This is a genomic window from Bradyrhizobium sp. cir1, from assembly GCF_014198245.1.
Classification (GTDB): Bacteria; Pseudomonadota; Alphaproteobacteria; order Rhizobiales; family Xanthobacteraceae; genus Bradyrhizobium.
This window is the reverse complement of the sequence record NZ_JACIHE010000003.1, coordinates 414,744-426,974: the sequence shown is the minus strand read 5'-3', so window position 1 is coordinate 426,974 and position 12,231 is coordinate 414,744. Positions and strand designations below refer to the sequence as shown.

Here is a 12,231-nt window from a genome sequence, read left to right as displayed (position 1 = left end):
CGATATGCATTCCCGCAAGGGATACGCGCTTGCTCGGGTGGCGATCTCTGTCCATCACATGGAGGCGGCTGTTGGAACGGCCGGCGATGGCCACCGGCATCCGTTCAGGATGGGCCAGAAGCGGATTCCGGTCCAGTCTCGGCCGGATCGGTCACCCCGACCGTATGATAGGCGCGCCCGAAATAGATCAGATTATCGGTGCAGCCGGATCTTTGCAGCGCGACGACGCGGCAGAACAGCACATCGTGGCTGCCGACATTGACGACATCCGCAATCCGGCAGTCGAACGCAGCAGCACAGTCGGCCAGCACCGGCACGCCGGTCGCGAGCGTCGACCAATCCGCGGCGGCAAAGCGTTCCTCGGCAGGCACCTTGCCGCCGAACAGGCGGGACAGTTGCTCGTGCCGCGCCGAGAGCACGTTGACGCAGACCACCTTGTTGCGGGTCACGCTGGCATAGGCGGAGGAGCCGCGGTTGATGCAGACCAGAAGCGTCGGTGGATCGTCGGTGACGCTGCAAATCGCCGATGCCGTAAATCCGGCGCGGCCCGCGGCACCGTCGGTCGTGACGATGTTGACGGCCGCGCCGAGACAGGCCATCGCGTCGCGGTAGTCCCGGGGAGCCACATCCTGCATCGATGTCCTCACCCCTCGATGGCAGGCGCGAAGGCGAGCTCGCGCAGCACCTGTGCCAGCACGGACGCTCCCGCAGCGACATGATCGGGCTCGGCCCATTCATGCTCGACATGGCTCACCCCGTCGCGGCACGGGATGAAGATCATCGCAGCCGGGCAGACCTTGGCGAGATGGCGCGCGTCGTGACCAGCGGCAGAGAGGATCGCCATGGCGGAATGCCCCTGCTCACGCGCGGCCTTCGCGATGCTCGCGCGCAGGCTCGGATCGAAGACGTTCGACGGTGCATCCACGAGCGGCGTCACCGTGACCGCGCAAGGCGGGGCCTTCTCCTGGCAAAGAGCCGCGATGCGCACGCCCGCCGCATCGAGCACGGCATTGTCAGGGTGACGCAGGTCGATGCTGAAGCTGACGCGCGATGGCACCACCGACGGCGCGTTCGGCACGACAGCGATCCGGCCAATGGTGAACTTGATGTCGGCATCGATGGCGCCGATCTCGGCATGGAGCGCGCTCGCTATCCGCGCAAAGGCCGCGAGCGCATCGCGCCGCTCCCGCTGCGCCAGCGTGCCGGCATGGCCCTCGGCACCCTCGACCACGACCTGAAACGTCTTCTTGCCCTGGATGCCGGTGACGACGCCGATCGTGCAGCCGGCCGCTTCCAGCAGCGGTCCCTGCTCGATGTGCAATTCGAGATAGGCCCCGGCGGCAAAGCCGAGCGGCCTGCGCGGCATATCGGGAAAAGCCTGGTGGAGGCGGTCGAGTGCCTCGCCGACGCTGATGCCGTCCGCATCGCGCGCGGCGCGGATCGTCGCCAGGTCGCGCTCGCCGGTAAAGGCCTCCGAGCCCATCATACCCGGGGCGAAGCGCGAGCCTTCCTCGTTCATCCAGGCGACGACGATGAGGTCGCGCGCAGGCTTGTCGACTTGCCCGGCGAGCGTGACGACCGCTTCAAGTGCGGCCATCACGCCGGCGGCGCCGTCGAACTTGCCGCCGGTCGGCTGGCTGTCGAGATGACTGCCAAGGAGAACCGGCGGCGCGGCGCGATCGCGGCCGGCCAACGCCAGGAACAGGTTTCCCGCAGCGTCCGTCGACGGCGTCAATCCTGCTTCGCGCGCCCAGCCGATGACACGGCGCCAGGCGGCGATCTCACCGTCGCTCAGCGCCTGACGGTTGACCCCGCCGGCCGGCGTCGCGCCGATCTCGGCGAGCGCCATCAGGCGGGTCCAGAGCCGATCGGCGTTGATCAGTGGCTGGCTCGTCATCGATTACTTCGTGCGCATGATCTGGCCCGGCAGCGCGCGCGGATCGCGCGGCAACCAGCGTTCCGCCTCGACCTGGGCGATGAACTCGGCGAGCAATGCATTGAATGCTGCCGGCTCCTCCAGATTGAGCGTGTGGCCGGTCTTGGGGAAGACCGAGAGGCCGCAGGCCGGAATGGTCTTCTTCAGGAAGATGCCGGGCTGGAGACAGTGATCGTCCTCGTCGCCGACCACGACCAGCGTCGGCACCATCATCTTTTTCAAGCCGTCCTCGAGGTCATAGAACGACGGCCGCCGCGCCTGGACGCCGCGCATGGTGTTGGCGGCGCCACGGTCGGAATGGGTGGCGAGGCGATCGGCGAATTCCTGCCAGCCGCGCGGATCCTTGTTCTGGAACTGCACCCGGCTCGCACCGAGCGCGTAGATCTTGGAGAATTCCTTCGCACCCTGCTTCTCGAAATTGTCGGCGACCTCGCGCGAGACGCCGCGAAAATACTCCTCGAACTCCTTCTCGCAGCCATAGCCGGCACCGGCCACAGTGAGCGACAAAGCGCGCTCCGGCGTGCGCAGGCCGAAATGCACCGTGCAGAACCCGCCCATGGAGAGGCCGACAATGTGCGCCTTGTCGATTCCGAGCGCGTCGAGCACGGCAACCGCGTCGTCCGCAGCGATCGCCTGCGAATAGGCCTCCACGCTGTCAGGAACGTCCGACGGCGGATAGCCGCGCGCGGCGTAGGTGATGCAGCGATGGCGCCGGCTGAAATAGCGCAGCTGCGGCTCCCAGCTGTCGTGATTGCCGCCGAATTCGTGGATGAACAGGATCGGCGCGCCCTCGCCCGCCTCCTCCACGTGGAGCTTCACGCCGTCCTTCGCTGTGATCATCGTCATCGGCATCGTCCCTAGAATTGCGGTGGCAGGTCGTTGAGCGTGCGCGCCTGCGTGACCATCTCCGGCAGCAGCGTACAGAGCTTTTCGACCCAGCCTTGCGGCACGGAGGTGCTGATCTTCACAAAGCGGTCGCCAAAACGCTGGGTGTGATAGGTGCCCTGGCGGATCATGATGCCCTGGCGGCGATAGCACTCGACCAGCGCTTCCGGTCGGACGCCGGCCGCGATGGTCTCCAGCACCAGGAAGTTGCCATGCGAGGGCATGATCGGCAGCGCCAGCCCGTCGATCGCGGAAGCCGCCTCCTGGATCATCGCCTTGTTGGCGCGGTCGGTGCTGCGGACCTTCTTCATCCATTCGGCCTTGACCGACAGCCCCGCCTGCGCCGCACGCTGCGCGATGACGCTGGCGCCGAGCACGCTGGTGGAGGTCTGCGCCAGCTCCTCGAACAGGTCTGGCGCTGCGACCAGCGCACCGATGCGCAGGCCGGCGAGCCCGAGCCATTTCGAGAAGCTGGTCGAGACCACCGAACCTTTCGGGGCGACATGAAGCGCCGGTGTGTGGCCGTCGGCGAAATCGCGATAGGTGCAGTCGTGCACCAGCAGCGCGCCGCAATCGCGCGCGATCGCGGCAAAGCTCTCGATCTCCTCGCGCGTGTAGCGGATGCCAAGCGGATTGTTGGGATCGACGAGATAGATGATCGCGGTGCGCTCATCGACATTCGCCTTCAAGGCCTCAGGCGTCAGGCGGTAGTTGCAGGCGGGATCGTAGATCGGGATCTCGATCACCTCGGCGCCCTGCTGGCGCGCGAACAGGCACGGCCATTTCCAGGTCGGATCGGTCGTCACCAGCGTCGTGCCCGGCTTGCAGCGCGCGCGGCAGATCATCGCCAGCGCATTGACGCCGCCCTCGGTCACCAGCGCTTCTGCGCCGGGCGCGCCGAGATCGGCGACGATCGCCTCGCGCAGCGCCTCGAAGCCGAGCGGCGGCGCATAGGCATTGAACTCGCCAGCCTCGATCGATCGCAGCATGGCCTCGCGCACGGCGGGGTGGCTCTCGATATGGTTGGTGTTCTGGCCGAGCCAATAGAGTCCCGGCGTTGCCGAGAGCTCGTCGAAATAGCGGTTGCGGACCAGTGCGGCGGATTGAGGCTTCGACATCGGCGCCTCAGATCACCGAGCCGCGCGCGGCGATGCCACCATCGATCGTCACCACCGTGCCGGTGATGTAGCCGGACCGCGGCGAGGACAGGAAGGCGACGAGATCGGCGACCTCTTCCGAGGTGGCCGGGCGCTTGCCGGGATATTTGTCGAACAGCTCCTCCCAACGGCTTTCGTCACCGAGCATGTCGATCGCCTTGCGCTTCATGATCTTGAGCATGCGGTCGGTGGCAACCGGTCCCGGATTGACCGCGACCACGCGCACGCCGTGGTCGAGGCTGCGGCCGCCGAGCGCCTTGGTGAAGGACATCAGCGCCGCATTGCCGGTCGAGCCCGCGATGTAGCTTGCGTCCCAGTTCTCGCCGGAATTGCCGATGATGTTGATGATGACGCCGTCCTTGCCCTTCATCCGCGGATAATAAAGGCGCGACAGCGTGATGTAGCCGAACACCTTGAGATCGAAGCCGCGCCGCCAGGCCGCGTCGTCGAGGATTTCCAGCGATCCGGCCGGGATGTCGCCGGCATTGTTGATGAGGATGTCGATATCGCCGACCTCGGCTGCGAGCTTCTCCATCGCCGACGTGCTCGAGAGGTCGAGCGCATGGATGGTGATCTTCACGCCATGGCGGGCTTCGAGCTGCTTCTTGGCCTCCAGCATCGCCTCGCCGTTGCGGGCGGCCAGATGCAGGTGACATCCTTCCGCGGCGAAGAGCTCGGCCACCGCCAGTCCAATTCCTTTCGACGCGCCGGTGATGAGCGCGGTCTTGTTCGTCAGCTTCAGGTCCACACGGGGTCTCCAGGATGCAAGCTAGATATACAAGGTCTAGCAATTTGCATACCAAGAGACCGAGAGGTCATTCGAAGGCGGCGAGGAAGTCCAGCAGGTTGTCGCCGAGCAGGTTGACGTGGTCGCGCATAGCGCTGTGTGCTCGCTCCGGGTCGTGCGCCAGGATCGCCTGCATGATCGCCTCGTGCTCGCGGACGGTATCGGCGATCCGGTTCGGCATCCGTGTCACCCGGCGGCGATAGGCGGCCACCTGATTGCGCAGCTTGCGGGTCTGATCGGCGAGGAAGGCGTTGCGCGACGCCTCATAGATCGCTTCGTGGAATTCCTGGTTGATGTCGTAGAAGACGTCGATGTCGCCGGTTTCGCCTGCCGCGACAAGCCTCTGGTGAATCTCGCCTATTTCAGCCCCCCAGGCCTGCGAGACGCGCCTTGCGGCAAGCCTTGCGCAGAGCCCTTCGAGCTCCGCCATGACCTGAAACATCTCGATCAGCGCCTGCGCCTTGATGCTGCGGACCGTCGCCCCCTGCCGGCCGCGCAGCTCGACCAGATTATTCGCCGCCATCAGGCGGAACGCCTCCCGCACCGGCGTGCGGGAAACGCCAAAGCGCTGCGCGATCTCCTGCTCGTCGAGCCGGCTGCCCGGCTCCAGATGGCCTGCTGCGATCGCGCCCTCGAGCCTCTGTCGCAAGCTCTCGGCGAGCGTCATGCCGGGACTCGCGGTGAGGGTTTCGTGCCCATTTTTGACGCGCTTGCCTGCGCTATGTGCACCAATACTCGCCATTATGTTTCTCCAATGCCAATATACGTATACATATTGGCGCTCATATCTCGACGAAATTGACCGGTTTTCTCCCGGAGATGCGGGTGTCGCCGGGATATTCGCCGGCGCTCTCGCAAGTCTTATGCCTGATTTGCGCGAAAATCGCACTGGCACACGAGTTGCTAAGAGATTTCGACGCGGTCCCGCTTCCGTATGCGAATGACCGCCGCCATTATACAAGGACATCCCGGTGCAGGCTGCCCGCCTTCCCCATCCCGGCCCGGCCACCGAAACCCCGCAGGCTCAGTCCAAGCCCGAGCCGCTACTCGAGCTGCGCGCGATCAACAAGACATTCGGTGCTGTCGCGGCCCTGTCCGGACTCCAGGCGAGCATCGCCGCCGGCGAGTTCGTCACGGTCGTCGGTCCCAGCGGCTGCGGCAAGAGCACCCTCTTCAATATCGTCGCAGGCCTCGAGGAGCCTGATGCCGGCGGCATCCTGCGCTTCGAGGGCAAGAGTTGCCATTCCGCCGACCTACTCGGCCGCGTCTCCTTCATGCCGCAGCGCGACTTGCTGTTTCCGTGGCGCAACGTGGTGGACAACGCCATCCTCGCACTCGAGGTCGAGGGCATGCCGCGCGATCAGGCGCGCGCCAAGGCGCTGAACATGCTGCCCGAGTTCGGCCTCGCCGGCTTCGAGAAGCAGTATCCCAATCAATTGTCCGGCGGCATGCGCCAGCGCGTCGCCCTGATGCGCACCTTCCTGTTCGAGCGCGACCTGATGCTGCTCGACGAGCCGTTCGGCGCGCTCGACGCTCTGACGCGGGCGATGATGCAGCGCTGGCTGCTCGATGTCTGGCAGAAATATCGCCGCACCATTCTCTTCATCACCCATGACGTCGACGAGGCGATCTTCCTCGGCGATCGCGTGCTGGTGATGACCGCGCGTCCCGGCTCGGTGAAGCTCGAACAGGTCGTCGACCTGCCCCGCCCGCGCCGGCCGGAGATCGTCACCTCCCCCGAATTCGTCCGCCTCAAGCGCACCCTGCTCGATGCGATCGAGGAGGAAAGCATGAAATCGTTCCAGTCCTCCATCGCGCAGGAGAAGCCGCAGTGAACGCGATGTCAGCCAGAGAGCCCGCGCCGCGCGGCATCGAACCGACCGAATGGGACGCCCGCATCAAGCTCGCGGCCTGCTATCGCATGGTCGCCAGGCTCGGCATGGACGATTTGATCTACAATCACATCTCCCTGCGCGTTCCCGGCTATGACGATCAGTTCCTGATCAATCCCTACGGCCTGCTGTTCGACGAGATCACGGCGTCGAGCCTCGTCAAGATCGACACCAGGGGAAACAAGCTCGACGACACGCCTCAAGCGGTCAACGTCGCCGCCTTCGTCATCCATGCCGCGATCCACACCTCGAACCACGACGCGGCCTGCGTGCTGCACACCCATTCCGACGCGAGCGTTGCGGTCTCCGGGCAGGAGAAGGGCCTGCTGCCGCTCAGCCAGTTCGCGATGCGCTTCTACGACCGCCAGGCCTTCCACGATTACGAAGGCGTCGCCATCGATCTCGACGAGCAGACGCGCCTCGTGCGCGACCTCGGTCCGCACAGGGTGATGCTGATGCGCAATCACGGCATCCTCACCGTCGGCCGGACGCCGGGCGAAGCCTTCATGCTGCTCTATTATTTCGAGCGCGCCGCGCGGATCCAGCTCCAGATGCAGGCGGCAGCGGCAGCCGGCGCCACGCTGGTGATGCCGCCGCACGAGGTCTGCGAGAAGGCCGCCCGTCAGTTCTGGGAATTGCAGGGCGACATCCTCGTGCCCGGCGAGCGCGAATGGCCTGCGCTGATGCGCCAGCTCGATCGCACCGATCCGTCTTACCGCAATTGATTTTCACCGCCTGGAGTATGACCATGTTGAGCCGACGCCACGCCTTCTCCGTCCTCTCCGCCATCGCACTGGCGACCGGCTCGCTTGTCACGGCCGCGCCTGCCGCCGAGTTGCAGAAGGCGAGCCTGCGTCTGAAATGGCTGCCGCAGGCGCAGTTCGCCGGCTTCTACGTCGCAGTGGCCAAGGGCTACTACAAGGCCGAGGGCATCGACCTCACCATCAATCCCGGCGGGCCCAATCTGCTCACCGAAAACCTGGTCGCGACGGGGGCCGACACGTTCGGCCTCTCCGGCGGCACCGACAGCGTGTTCGCCGCCCGCGACAAGGGCCTGCCGATCGTCTGCATCGGCGTCTCGCACCAGATCACGCCGTTCATCTTCGTCACCCGCAAAGATGGTCCGGTGAAGACGATCCAGGACTTCAAGGGCAAGACCGTCACCACCTGGTTCACCGGCGCCAATCACGTGCTCAACGGCATGCTGGCCAAGGAAGGCATCAAGCCGGATGAGCTCAAGATCCAGCCGCAGCAAGTCTCGGTCACGCCTTTCGTCGACGGCAGCGTCGATGTCGTCACGGCGACCTATTACAACGAGTTCTACACCATCCAGTCGCGCATGCCGAAGGACAGCCTGAAGACCTTCGTCGCCGAAGACTACGGCATCACCTTCCCGCGCGACACGCTGATCGTGGCCGAGGCGACCGCCAAGGAGAAGCCGGAGCTGGTCAAGGCGTTCCTGCGCGCCTCGCTCAAGGGCTGGAAGGACGCGTTCTCCGATCCCAAGGGCGCCGTCGACACCGTGATGACCGTAGCCCCGACGCTCGACCGCGCGCAGCAGGAGTTCATGCTCACCGAAGTGAAGCGCCTGATGACCGCGGGCGCCGCGGCGAAGAACGGCATGTTCTGGATCGATGCCGATGCCGTGAAGACTGCGCACGACTTCTTCCTGAAGTATGGCGTGATCTCCAAGCCGCTCGATCTTGCTGTCGCCTATGACGCAAGCTTCATCCAGAGCGTCCCCGTGGCGGACCGGCTGCCGTGAGCCGCCCCGCGGCGACATCGCTTGGTGACAGCCGCGCCGCGGCGCGGTCGATCACGATGCCGGATTCGCTGCGCAAGCTGATCCGGCTCCTGCTCGGTCTCGCCATTGCGGCGGTGATCTGGGAAGGCGCGGTGGTACTGTTCGGCATCCGGCCCTATTACCTGCCGCGCCTCAGCACGATCCTGATGGCGATGGCGGCGACGCCGCGCGCCTATGTCGACGGTTTTCTGCGCACGCTCGCGGAGACGCTGATCGGCTTTGCGTCCGGCGGCGCCTTCGGCGTGCTCATGGGCATCGTGTTCTTCCGCGTCCGCGCGCTGCGCGAGATGATCTTTCCGATCTTCGTGGTGTCGCAGACCATTCCGGTCATCGCCTTTGGCGCGCTGGTGGTGCTGTGGTTCGGCAACACCCTGCTCGCCAAGGCGATCATCGCGTTCTATCTGACCTTCTTCCCGGTGACGGTGAACACGCTGCTGGGCCTCGAGACCGTCGATCCCAAGCAGGTCGATTTGATGCGCAGCTTCGGCGCCTCCAACCGCCAGCTCCTGCTGCGCCTGCAGCTTCCGACCGCGCTACCGCAGATCTTCGTGGCGCTGCGGCTCGCTGCGTCACTGAGCCTCGTCGGCGCCATCGTCGGCGAATGGTTCGGCGACACCTCCGGGCTCGGCGTGCTCTTGCTCCAGGCCATGTTCACCGAGAATGTCGTCGCGATCTGGGGCGCCCTGCTTGCCGCGGCGCTGCTCGGCACCGGCTTCTATGCGGTGGTCGCCGCGGCGGAGCGGCGGCTCGTGTTCTGGAGCGCCGAACAATGAGCCGTGCGCTCGCCTCTCCCTCGCTCGCTGTCCAGCGCGGCATTCTCGGCGCCGTCCTCCTGATCGCATGCTGGGAAGGCCTGGCGCGCGGACTGCATCTGCCGGCCTATGTTCTCCCGGCGGTCAGCGACATCGTCGCAGGCCTCTGGTCCAAACGCGCAATCCTCATCGATGCCGCGGGCTACACGCTATTCGAAGCGCTGGCGGGTTACGCCCTCGGCTGCCTGATCGGCACCGGCCTCGCCGTCGCCATCGCATTGGTGCCGGCGTTGCGCGCTGCGATCCTGCCGCTTGCAACCGCGATCAATTCGGTCCCCGTGGTGGGCTATTCGCCGCTGATCCTGCTCTGGTTCGGCATCGGCGTCAGCTCGAAGATCGTGATGGTGGCGATGGCGGTGAGCTTCACCATCCTGCTGTCGATGCTGGCCGGGCTCGACCGGGTCGATCGCCGCGCCGTCGATCTCATGAAGAGTTTCGGTGCGAGCCGCCTCAGCGTGCTGTGGCGATTGCGCCTGCCGACCGCGCTGCCACTGCTGCTTGCCGGCATGCGCGTTTCCACCGTGCGCAGCGTGATCGTGGCGATCGTCACCGAGATGCTCGGCGCCCATGGCGGGCTCGGCTGGGTGATCTACCAGGCCGTGCTCCAGATCGACTTCGTCCAGGTATGGTCGGCGATCTTCGTCGCCTCCGCCGCGAGCCTCGCCTTCTTCGGCCTGATCGGCTTGCTCGAGAGAAAAATCCTGTTCTGGACATGACGCCATGAAACGACAGATGCATCTCGGCTTGTTCATCCTCGGCACCGGCAGCCATGTCGCGGGCTGGCGCTATCCCGGCGCGGTCGACAGTTTTCAGGACTTTGCGGCGATCCAGGAGATCGGCCGCACCGCCGAGCGCGGCAAGTTCGACCTGATCTTCATGGGCGACAATCTCTATGCCGACGCCGCCGCCCACCCCTCCTACACGCTGCGGCTCGAGCCGCTGACGATGCTGGCCGCACTATCGACCTCGACCAGCCATATCGGGCTCGGCGCCACCGTCTCCACCACCTACAGCGATCCGTTCTCGGTCGCGCGCGTGTTCGCCTCGCTGGATCACATCTCCAAGGGCCGCGCCGCGTGGAACGCGGTGACGACGGCCAATCCGGCGACTGCGGCGAATTTCGGCACCACCCATCCCGACCACGCCCGCCGCTACGAGATGGCTGGCGAATTCCTCGACGTGGTCAAGGGCCTGTGGGACGGCTGGGCGGATGATGCCATCGTCGCCGACCGCGCCAGCGGCCTCTACATCGATCCGGCAAAACTTCGTCCGATCGACCATGACGGCGCCTTCTTCAAGGTGAAGGGCCCGCTCAACATTGGTCGCAGCCCGCAAGGCCGGCCCGTCGTGCTCCAGGCCGGCGGCTCCGAGGCCGGCCAGGCGCTCGCCGCGCGCACCGCCGACATCGTGTTCTCGGTGGTGCAGGATATCGAGGAAGCCAAGGCCGGCTACGCCTCGCTGAAGACGCGCCTGCCGGCGTTCGGGCGCAGGCCGGAGGACGTCACGGTGCTGCCGGGCGTGATGCCGGTGGTCGGCCGCACCGACAAGGAGGCGTTCGAGAAGCTCAACGTCCTGCAGAGCTTCGTCAGCGGCAGCAATGCGCTCGCCATCCTGTCCGACCGGTTCGGCCGCGACATGTCGGCCTACGATCTCGACGGGCCGATCCCCGACATCGCGCCATCAGACAACTATCACAGCTTCGCCAGCGTCATGCTCGCCAAGGGGCGCCGCGAGAACATGACGCTGCGCGATCTCTACAATCTCACCGCCGCCGCCCGCGGCCATTGGGTGCTGTGCGGCTCGGCCGAGCGCATCGCCGACACGCTGCAGCTCTGGTTCGAGGCGCACGCCGCCGACGGCTTCAACGTGATGCCGCCCTATTTCCACGAGGGGTTCGAGGACTTTGTTGAGCTCGTCGTGCCGATCCTGCAGGAGCGCGGGCTGTTCCGTGCGGATTATGAGGGAACGACGTTGCGCGATCATCTCGGCCTTACGCGGCCGGAAAATCCGTTCTTCGCGGCTTAGAGCACGTCGGCCTCGCGCAGTGCCTGCTCAAGCGCCTGCAACTCGTTTGCCGTCGCCGCCGGCTGCGGTGGCCGCGCCGCGTCGCATGACAGGCGCCCGAGCAATTTCAGGCAGGCCTTGAGCCGCACGGTCGCCCGTCCTCCGGGCGGGTCGCGATAAATCGCGACCGCCAGCGGATAGAGCTTCTCATGCGCCGCGCGCGCCCGCTCCCAATCGCCGGCCTCGGCCGCGTTCCAAAGGCTGACTACGAGCTCCGGCACGACGCAGGCGAGACTGACCTGGCTACCGGCCGAGCCCACGATGTAGCTCGTCAGCAGATGCTCGTCACCGGAGCCGAGCACGACGAAGTCCGGCCGCAGCTTGCGGATCAGCCTGAGATTCTGTTCATAAGCCGCGACCTCCCAGCTGCCTTCCTTCACCGCAACGAAACGGGGATCGGCGACAAGCCGCGTCAGCAGCGGCGGCGCGTAGGCCATCGCGCCCGCGCCGACGGGCGCAGCGTAGAGCATCAAGGGCACCATCGTGGCATCGCGGATGTGGCGGTGATGCTCGATCACACAGTCATCGGCATGGCCGAGCGCCCAGCTGTTGGGTGGAAACACCAGCAGCCCGTCCGCGCCGGCCTGCTCCAGCGTAGCCGCCTCGCGCGCGGCCTCCAGGCTCGATTCATGGTTGACCCCGGAGACGATCAGGCAATCCTTTGGCGCGTGCTGCCGCGCAAGCTCCACCACGCGCCGCTTCTCGGCCAGCGACAGCCCAAAATTCTCGCCGGCGTGGCCGTTGACAAGGAGCCCGTTGATGCCCGGCGTGGACGCCACCGAGGTGAGATGGGCTGCGAGCTGCGCCTCGTCGATCGCGAAATCGGGCGTCATCGGCACGATGGTGGCGGCGTGGATGCCGCGCAGGCAGTCGCTGAATGTCCGCATCTTGGCC

General features: G+C 65.9%; 13 protein-coding genes. 6 read left to right on the top strand and 7 right to left on the bottom strand.

Annotated elements, in window-relative coordinates:
* Positions 1 to 104 precede the first annotated feature (104 nt).
* The 6 genes from GGD63_RS10405 to GGD63_RS10380 all read right to left on the bottom strand — a co-directional run bounded on the left by GGD63_RS10405 (position 105) and on the right by GGD63_RS10380 (position 5,507).
* Positions 105 to 635 (bottom strand): flavin reductase, encoded by a 531-nt coding sequence (locus GGD63_RS10405; RefSeq protein ID WP_183241439.1) that lies wholly within the window; start codon positions 633 to 635, stop codon positions 105 to 107.
* 8 nt (positions 636 to 643) lie between these two features.
* Complete coding sequence (locus tag GGD63_RS10400) at positions 644 to 1,897, bottom strand: Zn-dependent hydrolase (RefSeq protein ID WP_183241437.1); 1,254 nt, start codon at positions 1,895 to 1,897, stop codon at positions 644 to 646.
* A 3-nt stretch (positions 1,898 to 1,900) separates the two neighbouring features.
* Positions 1,901 to 2,782, bottom strand: a complete 882-nt coding sequence (locus GGD63_RS10395; protein WP_183241435.1) for an alpha/beta fold hydrolase — start codon at positions 2,780 to 2,782, stop codon at positions 1,901 to 1,903.
* A gap of 11 nt (positions 2,783 to 2,793) precedes the next feature.
* Entirely contained in the window at positions 2,794 to 3,939 is a 1,146-nt protein-coding gene (locus GGD63_RS10390; RefSeq protein ID WP_183241433.1) for a pyridoxal phosphate-dependent aminotransferase, read from the bottom strand.
* A gap of 7 nt (positions 3,940 to 3,946) precedes the next feature.
* Positions 3,947 to 4,726, bottom strand: a complete 780-nt coding sequence (locus tag GGD63_RS10385; RefSeq protein ID WP_183241431.1) for an SDR family oxidoreductase — start codon at positions 4,724 to 4,726, stop codon at positions 3,947 to 3,949.
* A 67-nt stretch (positions 4,727 to 4,793) separates the two neighbouring features.
* Entirely contained in the window at positions 4,794 to 5,507 is a 714-nt protein-coding gene (locus GGD63_RS10380) for a GntR family transcriptional regulator (RefSeq protein ID WP_210315724.1), read from the bottom strand.
* Between the two features lie 229 nt (positions 5,508 to 5,736).
* On the opposite strand from GGD63_RS10380, the gene GGD63_RS10375 reads away from it, so the two are divergent.
* The 6 genes from GGD63_RS10375 to GGD63_RS10350 are packed head-to-tail and all read left to right on the top strand — an operon-like array spanning position 5,737 to position 11,298.
* Entirely contained in the window at positions 5,737 to 6,600 is an 864-nt protein-coding gene (locus GGD63_RS10375) for an ABC transporter ATP-binding protein (protein WP_183241429.1), read from the top strand.
* Positions 6,597 to 7,382, top strand: a complete 786-nt coding sequence (locus GGD63_RS10370; protein WP_183241427.1) for a class II aldolase/adducin family protein — start codon at positions 6,597 to 6,599, stop codon at positions 7,380 to 7,382. The genes GGD63_RS10375 and GGD63_RS10370 overlap by 4 nt, the downstream gene beginning before the upstream one ends.
* A gap of 23 nt (positions 7,383 to 7,405) precedes the next feature.
* A complete protein-coding gene (locus GGD63_RS10365; protein WP_183241425.1) occupies positions 7,406 to 8,422 on the top strand; it encodes an ABC transporter substrate-binding protein in 1,017 nt (338 codons plus the stop codon).
* On the top strand, positions 8,419 to 9,234 hold the full coding sequence (locus GGD63_RS10360) for an ABC transporter permease (RefSeq protein ID WP_183241423.1): 816 nt from the start codon (positions 8,419 to 8,421) through the stop codon (positions 9,232 to 9,234). Before GGD63_RS10365 ends, GGD63_RS10360 begins: the two co-directional genes overlap by 4 nt.
* Entirely contained in the window at positions 9,231 to 9,989 is a 759-nt protein-coding gene (locus GGD63_RS10355; RefSeq protein ID WP_183241422.1) for an ABC transporter permease, read from the top strand. The genes GGD63_RS10360 and GGD63_RS10355 overlap by 4 nt, the downstream gene beginning before the upstream one ends.
* 4 nt (positions 9,990 to 9,993) lie before the next feature.
* Positions 9,994 to 11,298: an LLM class flavin-dependent oxidoreductase gene (locus GGD63_RS10350; protein ID WP_183241420.1), complete on the top strand. Its 1,305-nt coding sequence runs from the start codon at positions 9,994 to 9,996 to the stop codon at positions 11,296 to 11,298.
* Here GGD63_RS10350 and GGD63_RS10345 read toward each other — a convergent pair.
* Positions 11,295 to 12,224: a dihydrodipicolinate synthase family protein gene (locus GGD63_RS10345; protein ID WP_183241418.1), complete on the bottom strand. Its 930-nt coding sequence runs from the start codon at positions 12,222 to 12,224 to the stop codon at positions 11,295 to 11,297. The genes GGD63_RS10350 and GGD63_RS10345 overlap by 4 nt on opposite strands.
* Positions 12,225 to 12,231: the final 7 nt, after the last annotated feature.